General features: G+C 41.3%; 20 protein-coding genes. 17 read left to right on the top strand and 3 right to left on the bottom strand.

Annotation, left to right across the window (positions count from 1 at the left end):
- Window positions 1–200: 200 nt before the first annotated feature.
- Window positions 201–380: a hypothetical protein gene (locus tag C3Y93_RS00295; protein ID WP_004971707.1), complete on the top strand. Its 180-nt coding sequence runs from the start codon at window positions 201–203 to the stop codon at window positions 378–380.
- Between the two features lie 56 nt (window positions 381–436).
- Here the strand turns inward: C3Y93_RS00295 and C3Y93_RS00300 are convergent, their stop codons facing one another.
- Window positions 437–1225, bottom strand: a complete 789-nt coding sequence (locus C3Y93_RS00300) for a hypothetical protein (protein WP_004971705.1) — start codon at window positions 1223–1225, stop codon at window positions 437–439.
- 252 nt (window positions 1226–1477) lie between these two features.
- Between C3Y93_RS00300 and uvrB the strand changes: the two genes are divergently transcribed.
- The 5 genes from uvrB to C3Y93_RS00325 all read left to right on the top strand — a co-directional run bounded on the left by uvrB (window position 1478) and on the right by C3Y93_RS00325 (window position 7679).
- The gene (uvrB, locus tag C3Y93_RS00305) at window positions 1478–3505 is read left to right on the top strand and encodes an excinuclease ABC subunit UvrB (RefSeq protein WP_104851763.1); all 2028 of its coding nucleotides are present in this window, start codon (window positions 1478–1480) and stop codon (window positions 3503–3505) included.
- A gap of 170 nt (window positions 3506–3675) precedes the next feature.
- Window positions 3676–4275: a lipocalin family protein gene (locus tag C3Y93_RS00310; RefSeq protein ID WP_004971700.1), complete on the top strand. Its 600-nt coding sequence runs from the start codon at window positions 3676–3678 to the stop codon at window positions 4273–4275.
- Between the two features lie 177 nt (window positions 4276–4452).
- Complete coding sequence (gene rarD, locus C3Y93_RS00315) at window positions 4453–5373, top strand: EamA family transporter RarD (RefSeq protein WP_104851764.1); 921 nt, start codon at window positions 4453–4455, stop codon at window positions 5371–5373.
- 268 nt (window positions 5374–5641) lie between these two features.
- Window positions 5642–7099 (top strand): glyceraldehyde-3-phosphate dehydrogenase, encoded by a 1458-nt coding sequence (locus tag C3Y93_RS00320; RefSeq protein ID WP_004971695.1) that lies wholly within the window; start codon window positions 5642–5644, stop codon window positions 7097–7099.
- Window positions 7100–7316: 217 nt separating this feature from the next.
- Window positions 7317–7679 carry a winged helix-turn-helix transcriptional regulator gene (locus tag C3Y93_RS00325; RefSeq protein ID WP_004971692.1) on the top strand — a complete coding sequence of 121 codons (363 nt, stop codon included), beginning with the start codon at window positions 7317–7319 and terminating at the stop codon, window positions 7677–7679.
- Window positions 7680–7743: 64 nt separating this feature from the next.
- Here C3Y93_RS00325 and C3Y93_RS00330 read toward each other — a convergent pair whose 3' ends face one another.
- The gene (locus tag C3Y93_RS00330) at window positions 7744–8940 is read right to left on the bottom strand and encodes an MFS transporter (RefSeq protein ID WP_004971691.1); all 1197 of its coding nucleotides are present in this window, start codon (window positions 8938–8940) and stop codon (window positions 7744–7746) included.
- On the opposite strand from C3Y93_RS00330, the gene C3Y93_RS14240 reads away from it, so the two are divergent.
- The 3 genes from C3Y93_RS14240 to proB are packed head-to-tail and all read left to right on the top strand — an operon-like array spanning window position 8921 to window position 11532.
- Entirely contained in the window at window positions 8921–9109 is a 189-nt protein-coding gene (locus C3Y93_RS14240) for a hypothetical protein (RefSeq protein WP_131261149.1), read from the top strand. The genes C3Y93_RS00330 and C3Y93_RS14240 overlap by 20 nt on opposite strands.
- A 47-nt stretch (window positions 9110–9156) precedes the next feature.
- Window positions 9157–10371, top strand: a complete 1215-nt coding sequence (gene cgtA / locus C3Y93_RS00335; RefSeq protein ID WP_104851765.1) for an Obg family GTPase CgtA — start codon at window positions 9157–9159, stop codon at window positions 10369–10371.
- 27 nt (window positions 10372–10398) lie between these two features.
- On the top strand, window positions 10399–11532 hold the full coding sequence (proB, locus tag C3Y93_RS00340; protein ID WP_004971685.1) for a glutamate 5-kinase: 1134 nt from the start codon (window positions 10399–10401) through the stop codon (window positions 11530–11532).
- A gap of 59 nt (window positions 11533–11591) precedes the next feature.
- Here the strand turns inward: proB and C3Y93_RS00345 are convergent, their stop codons facing one another.
- On the bottom strand, window positions 11592–12296 hold the full coding sequence (locus C3Y93_RS00345) for an SIMPL domain-containing protein (RefSeq protein WP_096901090.1): 705 nt from the start codon (window positions 12294–12296) through the stop codon (window positions 11592–11594).
- 494 nt (window positions 12297–12790) lie between these two features.
- Here C3Y93_RS00345 and C3Y93_RS00355 point away from each other — a divergent pair, with 494 nt between their 5' ends.
- The 8 genes from C3Y93_RS00355 to sohB all read left to right on the top strand — a co-directional run bounded on the left by C3Y93_RS00355 (window position 12791) and on the right by sohB (window position 22784).
- Window positions 12791–14164: a diaminobutyrate--2-oxoglutarate transaminase gene (locus C3Y93_RS00355; RefSeq protein ID WP_004971681.1), complete on the top strand. Its 1374-nt coding sequence runs from the start codon at window positions 12791–12793 to the stop codon at window positions 14162–14164.
- 4 nt (window positions 14165–14168) lie between these two features.
- The gene (locus C3Y93_RS00360; RefSeq protein ID WP_104851766.1) at window positions 14169–15701 is read left to right on the top strand and encodes a pyridoxal phosphate-dependent decarboxylase family protein; all 1533 of its coding nucleotides are present in this window, start codon (window positions 14169–14171) and stop codon (window positions 15699–15701) included.
- Window positions 15702–16175: 474 nt separating this feature from the next.
- Window positions 16176–17198: a substrate-binding domain-containing protein gene (locus tag C3Y93_RS00365; RefSeq protein WP_104851767.1), complete on the top strand. Its 1023-nt coding sequence runs from the start codon at window positions 16176–16178 to the stop codon at window positions 17196–17198.
- Between the two features lie 100 nt (window positions 17199–17298).
- Window positions 17299–18678, top strand: a complete 1380-nt coding sequence (gene pstC / locus C3Y93_RS00370) for a phosphate ABC transporter permease subunit PstC (protein WP_004971674.1) — start codon at window positions 17299–17301, stop codon at window positions 18676–18678.
- Window positions 18678–20066 carry a phosphate ABC transporter permease PstA gene (gene pstA / locus C3Y93_RS00375; RefSeq protein ID WP_104851768.1) on the top strand — a complete coding sequence of 463 codons (1389 nt, stop codon included), beginning with the start codon at window positions 18678–18680 and terminating at the stop codon, window positions 20064–20066. The genes pstC and pstA overlap by 1 nt, the downstream gene beginning before the upstream one ends.
- Before the next feature lie 15 nt (window positions 20067–20081).
- Entirely contained in the window at window positions 20082–21008 is a 927-nt protein-coding gene (pstB, locus tag C3Y93_RS00380; protein WP_004971671.1) for a phosphate ABC transporter ATP-binding protein PstB, read from the top strand.
- Between the two features lie 95 nt (window positions 21009–21103).
- Complete coding sequence (locus C3Y93_RS00385) at window positions 21104–21748, top strand: hypothetical protein (protein WP_104851769.1); 645 nt, start codon at window positions 21104–21106, stop codon at window positions 21746–21748.
- A gap of 73 nt (window positions 21749–21821) precedes the next feature.
- The gene (sohB, locus tag C3Y93_RS00390; protein WP_004971667.1) at window positions 21822–22784 is read left to right on the top strand and encodes a protease SohB; all 963 of its coding nucleotides are present in this window, start codon (window positions 21822–21824) and stop codon (window positions 22782–22784) included.
- Window positions 22785–22951: the final 167 nt, after the last annotated feature.

Consider the following 22951-nt stretch of genomic DNA (forward strand, 5'->3'; position numbering starts at 1 on the left):
GGGATAAAAAAATAAAAAGCATATTATCTTAGCCTAAATTCGATGTCTGCGTCGTTTAAAATTGCATCAAATTAATAAAAAATCACCAAATTAGACCAATTTCCTATGAAATCGTGATTAAAACTGCTGTGAGGTGGAAGTTTCTCGCATCGGGCGGCAAAAAACTTTAAAATAGTCCAAATTTTATAAGAGTGATGGTCATGAGTAAGCAGCAGCCTACTTCAAAAAAACCATTGGTGAATCTCCCATTCCCAATGCCAAACACAGCGCAGGATAATGATCAGGCGGTACATAATTCGGTGCGTCCTAAACCTGAGCAATATGCGGATAAGACTTGGCCACCGCCACGTGGTACTCGTCGTTCGATGGGTAAGCGCTAAAAAAATGCCACAATTACGTGGCATTTTTTATTGATGGGGATTTAAAAGTATTGAAATTAACGAACATGCTTACGCGCTTTGTTGGCAGGTTTTGGCGGCGAGATTTCACGTACGCCATGCCATACATCGCTAAAATCTTGCTCGTTGATATTATACAATTCCAATAAAGCCAAAATCGCTGCACCAAATAGCATTGGGCCTTCTGAATTATTTTGGAACTCGAATACCTTACCATTTAAGTTGTGCAAAATATCCTGAATTTCAAAGACCCGATCACGCCCATTGCTGTCAGTTGGGTACATTTGTGTATTCAATATGATTTTAGCCAAGGCTTTTTCATTATCGCTCAATGCCAAGACTTCAATTAATTCATCGGTGGCAGGGGTAAAAATCACAGAATCACGGTAAATGGTGTGTAGTAATTTTTGCGTTAGTTTAGGCAATGCTTTTTCGACAAAAGGACGAAACGACGCAGGAAAAATCACATTATGGGCAATGCCTTTAAACATAGGGGCAATTTCTTCAACCGTATAACCTGCAATACCACAACCAATTGAAGTTAAAAAATACTTCATTTTAGGATGGTTTTTGGCATAGATTTTAAAGTCATCCACATAGTGCTGAATTTGCGATAGTGGCATTTGTTGTAAATGTTCATTCATGGTTGGAATGGCAAAACTTTGTCCTGCCCAACCGCGCCCGACGCCTTCAACGGCACCAAAAAATTCTTTGGCTGTTCGTGCTGCACCACCTGCATGTTGTCCTGCCATGTTACTGCCAAATACGAAAACAGTATCTTCAGGGAGGCTTTTGATAATTGATTCGTCGTGATATTGGTAAGTCATGAATGTGTGCTTTTATGGTTGTCGTCCTGAAATTTCATGTTGCCTTTGAATAGCCAGTGGGTCAAGTCTTAAAGCAGTTTCCCCGTGCTCAATTTAGTCGTAGCACATCTTCGTTCTAACAGCGTCCACTACAGAATTAAAACCGAGCAATGGCTTTGTAGCTACGCAACATCGCCACAACATATTCGGATGTCCTGAGTGTAGGCAAATCTGCTAAAATATTAGGTCGCATCAAACCTGAGAGCTGCATTTGTGAGTGATAAGCAACCTTTCGATTTAGTCACCAACTATCAACCTGCGGGTGACCAACCACAAGCCATTGAAAAATTGGTTCAAGGGATAGAACAGGGCTATCATGATCAGCTATTACTTGGGGTTACAGGCTCAGGTAAGACTTATACCATGGCCAATGTGATTGCCAGAACACAGCGTCCGACCATTGTCATGGCACATAACAAAACGCTGGCAGCGCAGTTGTATGGTGAGTTTAAAGCGTTCTTTCCGAACAACGCAGTCGAATATTTTGTCAGTTATTATGACTATTATCAGCCTGAAGCCTATGTACCATCTTCCGATACTTTTATTGAAAAAGATGCGGCTATTAATGATCATATTGACCAAATGCGACTCTCGGCCACACGTGCTTTGCTAGAGCGTCGTGATGCCATTATTGTCGCATCGGTATCTGCAATTTACGGTTTGGGTGACCCCAATGCTTATATGAGCATGTTGCTGCATGTGGTGCAAGGTGATCGGGTGAATCGTGATGATTTGATCCGTCGTTTGGTGGAAATGCAATATAGCCGTAATGAGCTAGAGTTTTTGCGCGGTACTTACCGTATTCGTGGTGAAATTTTAGATATTTTCCCTGCTGAATCTGATCAGCATGCTATTCGCATAGAATTATTTGATGATGAAGTCGATTCGATTCGTTGGTTTGATCCATTAACAGGCAAATTGGTGCGTAAAGTGCCGCGCGTGACTATTTATCCTAAAAGTCACTATGTTACGCCTAAGGATAATTTGGAACGTGCGATTGGTACCATTAAAGAAGAACTAAAAGAGCGTTTGGTGTTTTTTCGCGAACATGACAAATTGCTAGAAGCGCAGCGCATAGAACAACGTACCCGCTATGATTTAGAAATGATGCAGCAATTGGGCTATACCAACGGCATCGAAAACTATTCACGACATTTGTCTGGACGACCTGCAGGCGAAGCACCGCCCACTTTGTTTGATTATGTACCTGATGATGCCTTGCTGATTATTGATGAATCGCACGTGACCGTTCCGCAAATTGGCGCGATGTATAAAGGTGACCGATCACGTAAAGAAAACTTGGTGAATTATGGTTTCCGTTTACCTAGTGCGTTAGACAACCGTCCAATGAAATTTGAAGAATGGGAGCGCATCGTCCCATCCACAATTTATGTGAGCGCTACACCTGCACAATATGAGTTGGAAAAATCGCAACAAATTGTAGAGCAAGTGGTGCGTCCAACAGGATTGATTGACCCAGAAATTGAAATTCGTCCTGTGTTAACGCAGGTGGATGATGTGCTGTCTGAAATCAATTTGCGTAAAGAATTGAATGAGCGGGTGTTGGTCACTACTTTAACCAAACGCATGGCTGAAGATTTGACCTCGTATTTAAAAGAATACGGCATTCAAGTGGCTTATTTACACTCTGATATTGATACCGTAGAACGCGTCAAAATTATTCACGAATTACGTACAGGCGTGCATGATGTCTTGGTTGGCATTAACCTGTTACGAGAAGGTTTAGACATGCCTGAAGTGTCTTTAGTGGCAATTTTAGATGCCGACAAAGAAGGCTTTTTACGTTCAGAACGTTCGTTGATTCAAACCATTGGACGTGCAGCACGTAACTTGAAAGGTAAAGCAATTTTATATGCAGATCGCATTACCGATTCAATGCAAAAGGCGATAGATGAAACAGAGCGTCGTCGTGCCAAACAAATTGAATTTAATGAATTGCACGGCATTACTCCACGTAGTGCAGTGCGTCAGGTGATTAAAGAAATCGACACAGGTGAAGTGCTGAACGATGAGCAAATTGATGAAAAAATCAATGCACAAAGCCGTGCTTTAAGTGACGATGAACAGCACATTTTGGCTGATCCTAAACTGTATGCCAAACATATTGCCAAACTTGAAAAAGAGATGTTGAAAGCATCTAAAGAACTGCAATTTGAACAAGCGGCTCGTTTACGTGATGAAATTTTGCGTTTAAAAGCGCAAATGTTGCAATCTGGCTAAATTGGGGCGAATTGCACTGTCAGTGTAAGTGCGAGTTTGCATACTAAACTTGCTATGTAAAATTTGAGTTGCAAAAATTACATATCCATACAGTAAATTGAAATGCTTGCGGTTATTTTTGAAGAAGATAAACAAAATTGACTGAACATTAGAGTTTAGAGGTTGGGACAATGGCTAAAAAACTTCCGTTTGCAGGTGCGCGACTTGCCAAAATTGCCCTTGGTGGTGTGGTGCTGATTGGTTTGGGTGCTGCGACTATGGCATATTCCAAAACCAATGAACCGATGAAAACGGTAGAAAAAGTCGAATTAGATAAATATTTAGGCGTTTGGTATGAGGTTGCAAGAAAGCCTTTATATTTCCAAAACAAATGCGGTTCAAATGTAACAGCAGCATATACATTGAATGAAAATGGCAATGTGCAGGTGGATAACCGTTGTATTGCAAAAGATGGCAAACAAATGCGTGCTTTGGGCGAAGCTTTTGTACAAAATGCGCCTTTTAACAGCAAACTCAAAGTTAGCTTTTTACCTGAAGTCATTCGTTGGTTGCCTGTAGGGCGTGGTGATTATTGGGTGTTAAAGCTAGATGATGACTATCAAACTGCCTTGGTGGGTGAACCACGCCGTAAATATTTATGGGTACTTTCACGTACGCCGCATCCTGATCAGGCTGTCGTGACTGAATATCTGAACTATGCCAAATCACTCGGTTATGACTTAAGTGATGTGATTTATACCAGACATACGCAAACTAAAAAGTCAGACTAAGTTGCAGCAGCTCCAGAGCTACTTATAGATATAAGCAGACAAACGTATGCAGACCAATTGACCACGCAAAAGCTGCGTGGTTTTTTATATCCTGTCATTTTAAATTTTGAACATTCGATCAATCTCTAAAACAACGTATATATGAGTATAATGCCGACTGATATAGGGGAGAGTCGGATGTATAAAGGCATTGCACTATCGGTTTTAGCATCGGTCACTTTTGGGGTGCTGTATTTTTATACCCAATTACTCAAACCTTTAGACAGCGAAGAAACTTTTGCGTGGCGTATGTTGGCAACTTTGCCACTCCTAACTTTGTTTATGTGGTGGTCGGGAGATTTAAAACATATTTCCGCGATTTTTCAGCGGCTCAAACAACAACCACAATTCATACTTTGGCTGATTTTTAGTTCTTTTTTATGCACTACGCAATTGTGGTTATTTTTGTGGGGGCCGATTAACGGGCGTGGTTTGCAGGTTTCTTTGGGTTATTTCTTATTGCCTTTGATCATGGTTTTGCTTGGCTGTGTGCTATATAAAGAAAAGTTATCGACTTGGCAGATGGCAGCAGTTGCCTTAGCCGTGCTAGGTGTCAGTCATGAAATCTGGCGCATTGGCACGGTGGCGTGGGAAACCTTATATGTGGCATTTGCCTATCCTTTATATTTCTTTTTACGTCGGGTCTTTCAAACCGATCACTTGGGCGGGTTTTGGTGGGATTTACTGCTAGTTATTCCTGTCGCGGTATATTTAGGCTTTTATTATAGTGACAGTGTAAATGTCATCGCAGCTTTTCCATATTTAATTTGGTCGGTACTTGGATTGGGCTTTTTAAGTGCATTGGGACTTGGCAGTTATATTTTGGCCAGCCGCCATTTGCCTTTTGTGATTTTTGGTTTACTGAGTTATTTAGAACCTGTGCTGTTGGCTTTTGTGTCTATGTTGTTAGGTGAACGAGTTGAAGCAGGGGAATGGCTGACTTATATCCCAATTTGGTTGGCAGTTGCATTATTGGTGGTTGAAGGGTGCTTGCATTTAAGAAAGCAAAAAATGAATCAGCAAGATTTACAGCGGAAAATTCAACAGTCATCTGAATAATAAAAGCCGTCGTTATGCTGAGATATTCAAATTTCCAAGAGGATAATGAGGTTTGGCATCATCCTCCTTTTCGTCTAAAAAATTGAACTTTTGTTGAAAAAACTAAAATCACAAAAATAATTACAACTATTTTATGAATTTATAGTGAATATATAGGAAAATATTCGGGTCAGTACCAGCTTTTGATTCAATCTTGACGACAATTCCATTACAATTATCGGGTTTTGAAATTCATGCCTAGATATACAATTAATTAGAGGACGTATCTGTGAGCAAAGAGACTATCATCGCCCTACACGCAGAGCACCAAGGTCGCTGGAAAAACCGTGAAGAAATCGCGGAACGTATGATTGCTTTACTCGGTCAGTTGTACCGTGAAAAAAATATCATGGTTTCAGTTTTTGGTCGTTCTTTAGTTAACCGTTCTGTGATTCAAATTTTGAAAGCACACCGTCGTACTCGTATGATGGACGTAGAACTTTCAGTTGTTCACACTTTCCCATTGCTTGAAGCTTTGGCTAAAGTAGACAACATCGGTTCAGCAGAAATCGACTTAGGTAAACTTGCTGTTGAATATAAAGAAAAAGGCGGCGATGTAAATGCATTTGTTGCAGACGCTGTGAAATCTTTAGCGGGCAATCCAACAACTGTAGAAAGCAAAGATGTTGTACTTTACGGTTTTGGTCGTATTGGTCGTATCCTTGCGCGTTTAATCATTGGTCAATCTGGTCTTGGCCGTGGCTTAAACCTTAAAGCAATTGTGGTACGTAAATCGTCTGATGGTGATTTAGAAAAACGTGCGTCTTTATTGCGTCGTGACTCTATTCACGGTCCATTTGCAGGCACGATTTCTGTAGATGAAGAAAATGAAGCAATTATCGCAAATGGTAACTTCATTAAAGTGATCTATGCGTCTAACCCATCTGAAGTAGACTATACGGCTTATGGCATCAACAATGCATTGGTGATTGACAACACAGGTAAATGGCGTGATGCAGAAGGTCTTGCACAACACCTTCAATGCCCAGGTGCTGCACGCGTAATTTTAACTGCACCTGGTAAAGGTGACATGAAAAACGTGGTGTACGGTGTTAACCAAGCAGACATTCTTGATGAAGATACCATTATTTCTGCAGCAAGCTGTACAACAAACGCAATTACACCAACTTTAAAAGTGTTGCATGACAAGTACACCGTTGTGAATGGTCACGTTGAAACTGTTCACTCATTCACTAACGACCAAAACTTGATTGATAACTATCACAAGGCAGATCGTCGTGGTCGTGCAGCAACATTAAACATGGTTATTACCGAAACAGGTGCAGCAAAAGCAGTGGCGAAAGCATTGCCTGCATTACAAGGTAAATTAACAGGTAACTCTGTACGTGTTCCAACGCCAAACGTATCACTTGCAATCTTGAACTTAACGCTTGAGAAAGAAGTAGATCGCGAAGAAGTGAACGAATACATTCGTCAAATTTCAATTCACTCTAATCTTCAAGGTCAAATTGGTTATACCAACTCGACTGAAGTGGTTTCAAGTGACTTCATTGGTTCGCGTACTGCAGGTGTATTTGATGCGCAAGCAACCATTACTTCAGGCAACCGTTTAACTGCTTACGTTTGGTATGACAACGAAGTGGGTTATAGCTGCCAAGTATTGCGTATTGCTGAACAAATGGGCGGCGTAAGCTATCCTAAAGTTCCTGCTGAAACAAATGCATAATTTGTAGATACAGAATTTAAAATCAAAAAGAGCTTCAAATGAAGCTCTTTTTTTTGCATTTATTTCATTCTTAAATATAAGGATGAGTGTTGAAATTTCCACCTAATACGCTATCCTAAACTTACCAAAATAAAGTCTATGCTAAAAAGTAAGTAGATTTGATTTTGCTTTCAAGCTTTCAAAGCCTGAACAATAGAAATAACAGAAGGATACCGTTATGCAATATGCAACCAGTCACTTACTCGGGCAAGTCCTTGCTAAAGATTGTCCATCACGGATTCGTTTAGAACATTTAGCCAATAAATGGTCAATGTTGGTGTTGCATTGTTTAAGCGAAGGTTTGCACCGCTTTAGTGAGCTAAGACAGCGCATTGAAGGGGTGAGTGAAAAAATGCTGGCGCAAACCCTGAAAACTCTTGAGCAAGATGGGTTAATTTTACGTACAGTTTACCCAACGGTGCCGCCTAAAGTGGAATATCAACTCACTTTTGAAGGCTCACAAATTGCAGCAAGAGTGAATCAACTGATTGAGTATTTAGAACAGCATTTGCCTGAAACTTCACAGCAATCTTCTCACTAATGGATTACTCATCTTTTAGGGAAGTCGCTGTAGATGTTCCTACTCCAAAGCACATTCTGGATGATTAAATAGTGCGTCGATGTGAAAAATCATAACGATCAATCAGCAAAATCCCGATGGCAAATACCAAAATACTGACAACACAACCCATCCAGCCCCGGTGTTGCCATGCGTAGACCGCCGTCAGTGAACCAAGTGCTGCACCTGAAAAATAAATAGTCATATATACCGCATTAATGCGGGAACGTGCGGTGGCATCAATTCGGTACACCAAGTTTTGATTCAATACGTGAAAAGCAGTTAGACCAAAATAACTCATCAATACGCCAACGGCATAAGCCACAATATTCTGCTGTGCAAAAAAGAGTGGAATGCAAGAAAACAACATCAAGCCAATACATAATATTGCGACAAAATTCACACGACCTTTGCCCACCGTTTTACCCGACCAACTTGATGAGAAAATTCCAATCACACCCAATAAACCAAAAAGCCCAACTTGAAAATCACTAAAATGATAAGGCGGATTGGCTAAAACAAAAGTCATGGAAGTAAAAACCAAGGACAAAATGGCAAAGCCCAAAGCGCCTGCGCAGGCTCTACGAATTAAATGTGGCTGGGTTACAGCCAGCTGAATTAAAGAACGATAAATGCCCGCTACAGTTAAATTTTTATTGGCAGCTGTAGAGGGAAGTTTTGTCCACATTAGGCCTGCAAAAAGTAGGGTGATGATGCCGCTGCTGAAATAGACAGCTTCCCAAGACCAATAGGTTGATACAAATCCTGCAAAAGTGCGCGATAAAATAATCCCCATTACCAAGCCACTCATCAATTTTCCGACAATGGCAGCACTCGATTCAGGTGGACTGATGCTAGATGCAAATGGAATAAGCACTTGTGCAGAAATCGCACCAAAAGTGGCACATACGGTAAAGAAATACAGCATGGCTAAATTGCTGCTAAAAGACAGCAAAATTTGCGAACACGCAGCAAAAACCATCAGACTGACAATCAATTTACGCTTATTTAGCAAGTCACCTAAAGGCACGAGTAACATTAAACCTAGTCCATAGCCTATTTGTGCCAAAACCACAGCAAAGCCTGCCTGACTGGTGCTAATTCCTAAACTTTTTTCAATTGAATAAATTAAAGGCTGATTAAAATATGCCGATCCCGCACACAAGCCACAGGCGGTTGCCATGAGTAAAATAAATTTAGGCGATAAAGCAGGCGTGGTTGTGGTGGCAACAGCATTAGACATGGCGGCAGAAAGCAAACAAGGGTTAAAGCACTATAAGAACTTAGATGGCGAAGGAGAAATAAGAAAAAACGATCATATCATTGCTAAAAGAAATGAGTGTTTTGAACAATCAAGGATAAAAAGCATCTACGCATACGATTGCATAAATATAATTCGAGAAATTCTCTAAAATATGGCAGAATATACGGCTTTTAAAGTTTTTAGAGGATTGGCAAGATGCGCTTTGTTGATGAAGCAGTCATTACCGTAGAGGCTGGCGACGGTGGCAATGGCGTAGCCAGTTTTCGCCGAGAGAAATTTGTACCATTTGGTGGGCCAGATGGCGGTGATGGTGGTCGTGGCGGCAGTATTTTTATTCAAGCCGACGACAACGCAAGCACCCTTGTAGATTATCGTTATACCCGTAAATTTCGCGCTGAACGTGGTAAAAACGGGTCGGGCGCAAACTGTGCAGGTCGTGGCGGTGAATCTGTCGTTTTGACCGTTCCAGTGGGCACAACCATTGTAGATACAGACTCTGGTGATATTATTGCAGATTTAGTCGAAAGCGGTCAGAAAGTATTGGTCGCTCAAGGTGGTGATGGTGGTTTAGGGAATACTCACTTTAAATCATCTACCAACCGAACACCGCGTAAATTCACGCATGGTACCAAAGGTGAATTCCGTGAAATCCGTTTGGAGTTGAAAGTCCTTGCCGATGTAGGCTTGCTAGGCATGCCAAACGCGGGTAAATCGACCTTTATTCGTGCCGTGTCTGCGGCAAAACCAAAAGTTGCTGACTATCCATTTACCACCATGGTGCCAAATTTAGGCGTGGTGGATGCAGATCGTCATCGTTCTTTTGTCATGGCAGATATTCCAGGACTAATTGAAGGTGCAGCAGAAGGCGCAGGTTTGGGGATTCGCTTCCTGAAACACTTGGCGCGTACTCGTATTTTACTGCACATTGTGGATGTTCAACCTATTGATGGTTCTGATCCTGCGTACAATGCCAAAGCAATTCTGCAAGAGTTGGAAAAATTCTCTCCAACTTTGGCAAAGTTACCAATCGTGTTGGTGTTGAATAAACTTGATCAACTTCCTGAAGATTCACGTGAAGAATGGTGTAAACACATTCTTGAAGAATTGCAGTGGGATGGTCCTGTGTTCAAAACTTCAGGCTTAATGTTTGAAGGTACACAGCAAGTGGTGTATTACTTGATGGATCAAATTGAGCAACAACGTGAACGCGAAGTTGAAGATCCTGAGTACGCAGCAGAAATGAAAGCATTCCGTGATCAGCTGGAAGCTGAAACACGTGAACAAACCATTGCCGCGAAAGAAGCGTATCGTGAGATGCGCCGTCAGCAACGTCTTGCAGGTATGCTGGGCGATGATGACGAAGACGATGATGGTGAAGATGGCGAAGTAGAAGTGTACTACGTACGCTAAGCGTTACAAAAAGTGACTGAGGACAAGATGATAGAAGTGGTAGATGGGCAACGTCAGCTCAAGGGTTGTAAACGAATCGTTGTTAAAATCGGATCATCTTTACTCACAGCCAATGGGCAAGGTTTAGATTTGGATGCAATCTCGCATTGGGCGGGACAAATTGCAGATCTACACAATGCTGGACACGAAATTATTTTGGTGTCATCGGGAGCTGTGGCTGAAGGTATGGTGCGAATGAAACTTGAGCATCGACCCACTGATCTACCCAGTCTTCAGGCATGCGCTGCCATTGGTCAAATGGGTCTGATTCAGACTTGGTCAAGTGTGCTGGAAAAACACCAGATTCAAACTGCACAAGTCCTATTAACCCATGATGATTTGGCAGATCGTCGTCGTTATTTAAATTCCTGTGATGCATTGCAAAACCTGATTGAATGGCGCGTGATTCCTGTCATCAATGAAAATGACACAGTCTCTACTGATGAAATTCGCTTTGGTGATAATGACACTTTGGCTGCGATGGTAGCAGGGCAGGTACATGCAGATTTGTTGATTATTTTGACCGATCAACAAGGTATGTTTGACTCCGATCCACGTTCTAATCCAAATGCAAAACTGTTCCATACTGTACGTGCTTTGGATGAAAGTCTGTTTGATATGGCGGGTGGTGGCGGCAAGTTTGGGCGCGGTGGCATGCTGACCAAAGTCCGTGCAGCGCGTTTGGCGGCTAAATCGGGTTGTCCAACTTTAATTGCCAGTGGTGAAAGTGACAATGTGCTTGCGCGTTTAATGGCGGGCGAAATGTTGGGTACACTGTTCATTACTGACAATGACCGTATTGCAGCGCATCAACAGTGGTTGGCGGCACATTTACAAACGGCAGGACGTTTGGTGATTGATGATGGCGCAGTCAAAGCCATTAAAGAAAATCATCGCAGTTTATTGCCTGTGGGTGTAAAAGCGGTAGAAGGGCATTTTGAACGTGGCGATGTGGTGGAGTGTGTAGATACACAAGGTCATCGTGTCGCTGTGGGACGTGTTAATTTTAGTTCACGTTCTGCAGATTTGGTCAAAGGCTTGGCTTCTGACAAAGTGCATCAGGTGTTAGGCGAGGCACGTTCGTTGGAGATGATCCATCGCAATCACATAGCGATTTATTGATGATGCTGTAAGTTATCATTCAATTGAAGTTATTAAAAAACGCATGTCATGCTTCAAGTTTATTTAAACTGAATCGTTCCATTTGCATTGACTGTAATTTTAGATTCACCTGCTGCCATATCTTGATCAGCTACAGCCGTTTCTGCGACAGCAAATTTAGCCATACTCGCGCGCATAACAGGTTGCGGAAAATAAGAATTGGTGTTTAGGTTCAAATTAACCAAGTTATAGCCCGATTTATTCCAAGCCTGACTTAACATTTGCGCACGTTGTTGAAAGTTTTTAGACGCTTCGACCATCAACTCGTTTTCAACTTTTTTGCGTTGTGCATCCGACACGCTAAAATTAATTGATTGGGTCTGAAAGTTTTGTTGTAGCTCACTCACCAACTGGCTTGCGGCTTTAAAATCGGTGCTTTGCACACGTACTTCTGCACGACCACGCCATTCTTTTAACTTACGACTGTCATTGTCGTAAATTGGATAGGTGGTTTGTGAGCCCGTTTCAACTTTCACTTGTGGATACTTACGTGCAGTTGCAATGGCTTGGCTCATTAACTGGTTAATTTGTGATGCAAGTTCAGCAGGCTGTTTGTGACTTTTTTCAATATATAACACAGCGTGCATTTGATCATTTGAAACTTCGCGTGTAGCTTCGGCTTGAACATTGACGATATTGTAATTTAAAGATTCATTTTGTTGGGCAAAAGCAGTGCTTGCAGCACCAACAGCCAACAGGGTAGCAGCGAGAGAAAGTAAGCGCATATTTTGACCTATTATTCAGGGGATCAGGATTTATGAAAAGCGTTTGAATTGATTTAAATAGTAACTTTGCTTTGTGAGGATTTTTAGTTGAATTTGTGGTGGCTTTGTAAAATATGCGTTAAAAATTGCAGCAAAAAAGCATTTATAAAATTCAATAAAAATAATGATCTATACTATTTTGAAAATAAATGCTGCATGACTTGAGAGATTGTGCAAAAAAACGTATAAAGGAAGTGGAAAGAGTTAAATTTTCTTTCCTTTGTCACAATGTAAGATGATAATTCAATCGAATCATCTGCAAGATATGTTTTTTCGATGAAATTAGGCAATATTTGGGTTAAACCTGTTTATTTTCTAGAAAAATTAGGTATTATCCCGCTTCCTAGTCTTGAAGAACAAAACTCTATCTCGCTAGATCAAAAAAGCACCGAGTCAAAGGACCGCAAGTCACCAGACTTATTTCTTTCAACCCATATCAGAGATGGTAATTCGATATGAGCGTTACTTCTGTAAACCCTGCCAACCATTCCACAAACGAATACTACTTGACTCGCCAAAGTCAGATGGAATCGAATGTGCGTAGTTATCCTCGTAAATTACCGTTAGCGATAGCGAAAGCACTGGGTTGTTGGGTTACCGATGTTGAAGGTACTGAGTACCTAGATTGTTTGGCTGGGGCAGGAACCTTGGCATTGGGCCATAACCATCCTGCGGTGGTTCAAAGCATCCAAGACACTTTAGCGAGTGGTTTGCCATTACATACCCTAGATTTAACGACACCTTTGAAAGATGCTTTTACTGAAGCGTTACTTTCACACATGCCTGGTGGTCAAGAAGAATACTGCTTGCAGTTCTGTGGTCCTACAGGTGCAGATGGCACAGAAGCGGCAATCAAACTTGCAAAAACCTATACAGGTCGTAGCTCAGTCATCAGCTTCTCAGGTGGCTATCATGGTATGACTCATGGTTCATTGGCGATGACAGGTAACTTGTCTGCAAAAAACGCAGTCAATGGTTTAATGCCTGGTGTTCAATTTATGCCATATCCGCATGAATACCGCTGCCCACTTGGTATTGGCGGTGAAGCGGGTGTAGATGCTTTAACGTATTATTTTGAAAACTTCATTGAAGATGTAGAAAGCGGTGTAACTAAGCCTGCAGCTGTGATTCTTGAAGCAATTCAAGGTGAAGGCGGTGTAGTAACTGCACCAATTAAATGGTTGAAAAAAATCCGCGAAGTGACTGAAAAGCACAACATCGTTTTAATTTTAGACGAAGTTCAAGCGGGCTTTGCACGTTCAGGCAAAATGTTTGCATTTGAACATGCAGGTATTGAGCCAGACGTGATTGTAATGTCTAAAGCTGTTGGTGGTGGTTTGCCATTGGCTGTACTTGCAATTAAACGTAAGTTTGACGCATGGCAGCCTGCAGGTCACACGGGTACTTTCCGTGGTAACCAATTGGCAATGGGTACTGGTCTTGTGGTGCTTAAAACCATTAAAGAACAAAACCTTGCACAAAATGCGCAAGAGCGTGGTGAGTTCTTACAAGCTGAATTGAAAAAATTAGCTGTTGAATTCCCATGTATTGGTAACGTGCGTGGTCGCGGTTTAATGATTGGTATCGAAATTGTAGATGAACGCCAAGAAAAAGACCGTTTAGGTGCTTATCCAGCAGACTCTCAATTGGCTGCTGCTGTTCAAGCTGCATGTTTTGACAACAAATTGTTGCTTGAGAAAGGTGGTCGTGGTGGTACGGTAATCCGTTTACTTTGTCCACTCATCATTACTCAAGAAGAGTGTGTAGAAGTCATCGCTCGCTTCAAGAAAGCAGTTGCTGAAGCGTTAGTCGCAGTTCGAGGCGCATAAGTTTATGGTAGATTTTGCAGAACATCGTAAAGCGTTACTCTGCAATGATGCTCAATCCATTGCTGACTACAGTGCAGCAATGGAACAAGCGACTCAAGCAGTCGCGGCATGGTTGCAAAATGACAAAATGTACACAGGCGGCAGCATTAAAGAATTGCGTGAAGCGATTTCTTTCCAGCCTGCAAAACAAGGTTTGGGTGTACAAAAGTCATTGGAACGCATGGTTGAGCTTTTCTTAAACAAAAGTTTAAAAGTTCATCATCCACATTCTTTGGCACATTTGCATTGTCCAACTATGGTGGCAAGCCAAATTGCAGAAGTTCTCATTAACGCAACCAACCAATCTATGGACTCTTGGGATCAAAGCCCTGCAGGTTCATTGATGGAAGTACAACTAATTGACTGGTTACGTCAAAAAGTTGGCTATGGTGCAGGTCAAGCGGGCGTGTTCACCTCAGGTGGTACGCAGTCTAACTTGATGGGTGTGTTATTGGCGCGTGATGCGTGTATTGCAAAGAACTGGAAAGATGAAAACGGTAATCCGTGGTCTGTTCAGCGCGATGGTATTCCAAGCGATGCAATGCGTAATGTGAAAGTCATTTGTTCTGAAAATGCACACTTCTCTGTGCAAAAGAACATGGCGATGATGGGTATGGGCTTCCAATCGGTTGTTACTGTACCTGTTAATGAAAATGCACAAATGGACGTGGTTGCACTTGAGCAAACCATGGCGCATTTAAAAGCTGAAGGTAAGATTGTTGCATGTGTGGTTGCAACTGCGGGTACAACCGATGCGGGCGCGATTGATCCACTTAAAAAGATTCGTGACATCACCAATCAATATGGCGCGTGGATGCACATTGACGCAGCTTGGGGTGGTGCATTAATTCTTTCTAACAGTCATCGTGACATGCTTGATGGTATTGAGTTGTCTGATTCTGTGACACTGGATTTCCATAAGCATTATTTCCAAACTATTTCGTGCGGTGCGTTCTTACTGAAAGATGAAGCGAACTATCGTTTCATGCACTATGAAGCAGAATATTTGAACTCTGCTTATGATGAAGAACATGGCGTACCAAACTTGGTGTCTAAGTCATTGCAAACAACGCGTCGTTTTGATGCGTTGAAACTTTGGATGACGATTGAAGCATTAGGTGAAGAGCTTTACGGTTCTATGATTGATCATGGTGTGAAGCTAACCCGTGACGTTGCTGATTATATTAAAGCGACTGTAGGTTTAGAATTGTTGGTTGAACCACAATTTGCTTCAGTGTTGTTCCGTGTTGTGCCTGAAGGTTATCCTGCAGAGTTCTTGGATAGCTTGAACCAAAACGTGGCAGATGAATTATTTGCACGTGGTGAGGCCAATATTGGTGTAACTAAAGTCGGTAATGTTCAATCATTGAAGATGACGACTTTAAGTCCAGTGGCAACACTTGAAAACGTGAAAAACTTGTTAGGCCTAGTATTGGCAGAAGCAGATCGCATTAAAGATGCGATTGTCGCGGGTACTTATACGCCACCAATCGACTAATGCTTTCATTATTCAGATTGTTATGAAATACAACAAAAGAAGTCACTACGGTGGCTTTTTTTGTGTCTGATTAAAAATATTGCAGTGAAGTGTTGTACCGTTCTTGCTTGAATTTTGTGATGGATTGGGTGTTTTGGGCTCAAATAATGCACTGCGGATGTCATAAAAATTACGCAATTGGCGAATAAACCATCAATTTTGGTAGAAAAAACCATAAATAATGATGACATTGGCATGAATTATTACAATTTGAAATTTAAATACTGAAAAAAATAAGCACTCTAGTGTTTTATTAGTTATTGATTTTAAATCATTTAAAAATTATTTTAGATACGAAAAGCAAATATAACCAAAGCGTAACAAAGCTGTAACATGGTTGTCATATTATAAAACCACAATGCAGTTATCGAAATAAGTACAAAACTTAATAACAAGTGACGTACTCCGAACTTGCATACTATGAGAGAGAACAGAATGCGCTTTACTAACATCGCCATTGCTTTAGCCGTATCTGCAGCAGCTGTAACAACTGCTAACGCAGCTCGTGACACCATCCAAATCGCGGGTTCTTCAACCGTTCTACCATACGCAAGTATTGTAGCAGAAGAATTTGGTAATACTTTCCCACAATTCAAAACTCCAGTTGTTGGTTCAGGCGGTTCTTCAGGTGGTTTGAAGCAGTTCTGTACAGGTGTGGGTGATAACACAATCGACATCGCGAACTCATCTCGTAAAATTAAAGATTCAGAATTAGCTGCTTGTAAAAAAGCAGGCGTAAACCAAGTTTTAGAAATTAAAATTGGTTACGACGGTATCGTATTTGCTTCTAACGCAAACAAAGCGGCTTACAAATTAAAGCCTTACCATGTATATGCAGCAATTGCAGCTCAATTACCATCTAAAGGTAAAATGGTTGCTAACCCATATACACGTTGGAACCAAATTGACAAAATACTTCCAAACGAGCCTATTACACTTGTAATTCCAGCGTCTAACCACGGTACACGTGAAGTGTTCCAAGAGAAAATGGTTGATGCAGGCTGTGAAGCTTATGCTGCAATCAAAGCATTAGACAAAGATGCGCAAAAGAAAGTGTGTACTACTTTCCGTAAGGATGGTCGTGTAATCGAAATCGCGGGTGACTACACAGAAACACTGGCACGTTTGAAAACTTCTCCAAGCGCAGTAGGTGTATTCGGCTTAGGTTTCTATGACCAAAACCGTGACCGTTTACGTGTTGCAACTGTAAACAACGTAGCGCCATCTGAAAACACAATTTTAAATGGTTCTTACCCTGTATCACGTCCATTGTTCTTCTACGTGAAAGGTGAGCACCTTAAATCAATCAAAGGTTTACCGCAATTTACTGAATACTTCTTGAGCAAGAAAGTATCTGGTAAAGGTTCTAAATTAGACAAAGCAGGTTTGATCTCTATGTCTGACAAAGAGCGTGCACAAGTTCTTGCTAACTTCAAAGCTGGTAAAGCGGTTAAGTAATTTGAGTTAAAGCAGCTGATGGCAGGGAACAACCTGCCATCGGCTTTTTGCTAAGAAATGTTTTTTCAAAAACACAAATTGAAAAAACAGTGGAGAATACATGAATCTGCTACTCATAGGTGTGTTATTGGCGATTATCGCCGTAGCCTATCAAATCGGGTTAAGCAAGAGCCGTAACCTAGCAGGTAAGGGAAATAACTCTGCAATGTTACATTCACGCCCAGGATATTATGGCGCGTTGGTAGCATTATGGTGTGGTATTCCTGCTTTTTTAATTTTGATTGTTTGGAACTTGGTTGAACCAAGTATTCTAGAGCAAGTGGTAATTAATAATGTGCCAGCGCACATTGCTGCAAGCCTAGACCCTGCAAGTACAAGTGTTTTGGTTGATCGCGTACAAGCCATTGCATCTGGTTTTGGTGTAAGTGATACACCTGCTGCATACGAAGTTGCAGCGGCAGAGCAATTAGCGAAAATTGAAACCATTGGTTCTTATGCCAAACTTGCGGTGGTGATCTGTGCGGCCTTATTTGGTTTGCTGTGGGCAAAGAAACGTGTTTCACAACAATTCCGCGCACGTAACCAAGTTGAAAAAATCATCAACATTTCTTTGGCATTATGTTCTGGTGTTGCGATTCTAACTACGGTTGGTATTGTGATGTCCATGTTCAGTGAAGCGATGCGATTCTTTAGTTTCGTTAGCCCACTGGATTTCTTCTTTGGTACAGTCTGGAACCCTGGTTTTAGCACCTCGGGTAGTGCAGATGGCAGTTATGGTTTACTTCCATTACTGTGGGGCACATTGATGGTGAGTGGTATTGCTTTATTAGTTGCAGTACCTATTGGTTTAATGATCGCCATTTACCTTGCAGAATATGCATCGCCTAAATTCCGTGCATGGGCAAAGCCGACCATTGAAGTTTTAGCAGGTATTCCGACCATTGTGTACGGTGTATTTGCCATGATGATCATTGGTCCGTTCCTTAAAACAGCTGGTGCAATCATTGGGCTAGATATTAATGCCACGAGTGCATTAACTGCTGGTTTAGTGATGGGTATTATGATCATTCCTTTTGTATCTTCATTGTCTGATGACATTATTACGCAAGTGCCGCGTGCGCTACGTGATGGTTCTTTAGGCTTAGGTGCAACCAAATCTGAAACCATTCGTCGTGTGGTGATGCCAGCTGCATTACCAGGGGTGATTGGTGCGTTCTTACTTGCTGCGTCACGTGCAATTGGTGAAACCATGATTGTGGTGTTGGCTGCAGGTAATAGTCCTTTACTACACGCAAACCCATTAGAAGCGGTATCTACGGTTACGATTACGATTGTAAACCAATTAACAGGTGATACAGATTTCGCAAGTCCGCAGGCATTGGTTGCTTTCGCACTTGGTTTGACCCTGTTCGTGATTACCTTAGGTTTGAACATTGTTGCACTATACATTGTGCGTAAATATCGTGAGCAATACGACTAATGAGTACTTCAAATACATCGTCTTTGGATCAGTTAGATCCACAAGCTGCTGCCGAATTACGTGAACAACGTAAAAAAACCATCGCCAGTTCATTGGGTAAGCGTCATCGTAAGGAAAAAACCTTCCGTTTGATGGGGTTCTCGGCAGTTATTGCAGGTTTATTCTTTGTCGTATTGTTATTCGGCAGTATCTTATCTAAAGGTTTGCCTGCGTTCTGGCAAAGCAGCATGAGCCTTCCAATTTACTTCGATCCAGCGATTGTCAATGCAGGTCCAAAACCTAAAGCGATTGCAGGCGAGTCACCAGCACAATACGAAGATCGTATGATTGCGTGGCAAACCGAAATGGGTATGGTCGATTGGGATGCTGTAATCGTGAATGGTATTGTGGCGAAAGACAAAGCGCTTGAAGCTCAGCGTGATGATCTTGGTTACTTATATACCAGTTCTGAATCATACCGTGTTCGTGACATGGTCTTGGCTGATCCTTCTTTAATTGGTCAAACCAAAGAAGTGAAAGTGCTTGCAGATGCGAACGTTGATGTATGGTTAGAAGGCAAGATTGACCGTAGTTTGCCAGATGAGCAGCAACAATTAAGCCCTGAAGTACGTCAATTGGCAGATCAGCTCGAATCACAAGGTATTATTGAAAGTACTTTCAATACCAATATTTTTGTTAGCCCAGACTCACGTAGTTCTCCAGCGACTTCTGGTTTGGCAGGTGCATTCATGGGTTCATTATTCATGATGCTGATTGTGATCTTTATTTCGATTCCAATTGGTGTTGCATCAGCAATTTACTTAGAAGAATTTGCGCCAAAAAATGCGATTACTGATATTATTGAAGTGAACATCAATAACTTGGCCGCTGTACCTTCTATTGTATTTGGTTTGTTGGGTGCCGCGATCTTTATTGGTTGGATGCATTTACCATTGTCTGCACCATTGGTCGGTGGTTTGGTACTGAGTTTAATGACTTTACCAACAGTGATTATTACCACGCGTGCATCATTAAAAGCAGTGCCGCCGTCTATTCGTCAAGCTGCTTTAGGTTTGGGTGCTTCTCGTTTACAAACAGTGTTCCACCACGTACTCCCACTTGCATTGCCGGGTATTTTAACGGGTGCAATTATTGGTGTCGCACAAGCTTTAGGTGAAACCGCACCATTGTTATTAATTGGTATGAGTGCTTTCGTTGCCAGTGTACCAGCAACTCCACTTGATCAATCTACTGCGTTACCTGTGCAAATTTTCTTATGGCAGGGTAATGAATTGCGTAACTTCTTCGAGGGACGTACCGCTGCAGCCATTATCGTACTACTTGCGCTAATGATTGGCTTAAACAGCCTTGCAATTTGGTTACGTAAGAAGTTTGAAGTACGCTGGTAATTGAGGGCAGAGAATATGAATGCTGTAGCAAGCACAGAAAAACAGAATTCCTTAGAACAGGATAAGCAAGTGAATCCACAACAAAGCCAATTTACATCTACCGATGTAGAACAGAAGCAATCATCGACTTCGTTTGTTTCACAATTTGATACGCAAACTTCAAGCAAAAAAGAAGCGAAATCATCAAATGTAAAGTTAAGTACCAATGACGTGCATGTGTACTATGGTGAATCTGAAGCGATTAAAGGTATTGATTTAAATATCTATGAAAATGAAGTTATTGCTTTCATTGGTCCATCAGGTTGTGGTAAATCTACGTTCTTGCGTACTTTAAACCGTATGAACGACACGATTGATAGCTGTCGTGTAACGGGTAAAGTAATGTTGGATAACCAAGACATTTATGACCCGAACCTTGACGTGGTGTTATTGCGTGCGCAAGTGGGCATGGTGTTCCAGAAGCCAAACCCATTCCCGAAATCAATTTTTGAAAACGTAGCCTATGGCCCTAAACTGCATGGTTTAGCACGTGATAAGTACGATTTAGAAGAAATTGTAGAAAACAGCTTGCGTAAAGCAGGTTTGTGGGATGAAGTGAAAGATCGTTTGAATCAACCAGGCACAGGTCTTTCTGGTGGTCAGCAACAACGTCTTTGTATTGCGCGTACCATTGCGGTAAGTCCAGAAGTAATTTTGATGGATGAACCATGTTCGGCACTTGACCCAATTGCAACGGCAAAAGTAGAAGAGCTAATTTCTGAACTTTCTACTCAATATACGATTGCGATTGTAACGCACTCAATGCAACAGGCAGCGCGTGTATCTGACCGTACCGCATACTTCCATTTAGGTGATTTGATTGAAGTGAATGCAACTGAAAAAGTATTTACTCAGCCAGACCATCAATTAACAGAAGCATATATTACAGGTCGTTTTGGTTAATCTGCTTAAGTCCTGAAAGCTATTAAAACAGAATCTTAGGATTCTGTTTTTTTGTTATAGTATTGATTGTTTTGTACGCGCAGCGAAAATAAAAAATGCAGTTTCCTTCACAAGAAGAACGACAACAGGCAAAACCAGCACGCCAAGCCACGAAAAAAATAATCGATGCCTTGTTTGGATTTCAACATAGTGCAGAGACGATAGCAGCACTTTTGGTTTTGCTGAGTATTTTATTGGCAACGTTTTTTAACCATGATGGGTGGTTTCCAACTTCTCAAAGCCCCAATATGAGCAATTATCATCGTTGGTTGTATGATCAATTTGTGATAGTTTCAGGTGTGATAGTGCTTGTTGTTTATTTTAGGGTACAGCAGCAAGCAAGTGATCCCCATTTTCGGCAGGCTTGGCGAGACTATATCGATGCCAATGCTAAATTTAAGTTTTATCGCTATGTAAAAGCACAACAAAAAAATAAGTTACCGTTCTTGCACAGTGCAGTAGGTGAATTTCTTTGCGTAATGTGTCTCTGCGTAGGTTTAGTGTGTTTCTATTCAATGCTTACACCTTCAGATCATGAGCGTAGAGGTAGTTTTCTACTGTTTGGTTGGTGGCCGATCAACGCACTTATTATTGGGATTTGCTATCAGGGGCAAATTTGGTTTGCTGTACGTTTAATGGCTGTTCGGCAGATTTCTAAACGATATTTACGATTGATTCAAAAAGAAGCTGCTTTAAGATAGAAAAAGTATTGAAAAAGTCTAAATTGACCTAATGTAGTCCTAATAAACCGAATTAAATTGAGAACTCATTTTTATGTTATTTCATTTACCTAAACTACCTGCCGAAATTCGGATTAGTCATTTGAATGCGCGAATTAATGAACAACGAAAAAAAATTGCGCAAACCACGGCATCTAAACTCGAGCTATTACAACTTTCACAACAAATGGCACGTGAAGCGCGCGCCCGTAAAAAGAACAATCAAAAAATTTATGTGTTGGATTTTAAAGGTGATACTGCTGCGTCTGCTGTAGAGCAATTGCGTGAAGAAATCACCCTAATTTTGGCAACGGCCAAAGCTGGACGTGACCGTGTTGTGGTACGTTTGGAAAGTCCAGGCGGTATGGTGCATGGTTATGGGCTTGCAGCTGCACAATTGGTACGTTTGCGTGATGCAGGTTTCCATCTCACGATTTGCGTCGATAAAGTCGCAGCAAGTGGTGGCTATATGATGGCATGTATTGGTTCAGAAATTGTGTCAGCGCCATTTGCGATTTTGGGTTCTATTGGCGTAGTGGCACAAGTGCCTAACTTTAATCGCTTGCTCAAAGAAAAAAATATAGATTTTGAGATGTACACAGCAGGTCAATACAAACGCACTGTGACCATGTTTGGTGAAAATACCGAAGAAGGCAAGGCTAAGTTTGAAGAAGAATTGCAACAAACTCATGTACTATTTAAACACTTTGTCGAAAAATACCGTCCACAACTGAATGTTGAAAAAGTGGCAACAGGTGAGCATTGGTATGGTCAGGATGCACTGGATTTAAACTTGGTAGATAAGTTACAAACCTCAGATGAATACTTACTAAGTTTGTTGCCACAGCATGATATTTATGTGATTCAAACCCGTAAAAAGCCAACTTTGGGTGAAAAACTGGGTTTGCAAGCTGCACAAATGGCAGACAGTTTGATTCCTGCAGTGATGAATAAACTGGTTGATAGCCTAAGCAAAGCCAACAGCAGTTTGTTGCAAATCCGTGATCCTAAACTGTAATAGTGATGATCTAACTTCTAAAATTTATCTAAAAATTGCGCTCAATTGAGCGCAATTTTTTTATTCACTTTTATTCAAAAATATAGGGTCTTTGATTTAAGCATCTTAATTTTCAATTCAGCTTGATGTTATATCTTTGTGATAAGAAAAAAACCTTGATAGGTTGA

Origin of the sequence: Acinetobacter sp. SWBY1 (genome assembly GCF_002946595.1) — a bacterium.
Lineage (GTDB): Bacteria > Pseudomonadota > Gammaproteobacteria > Pseudomonadales > Moraxellaceae > Acinetobacter > Acinetobacter towneri.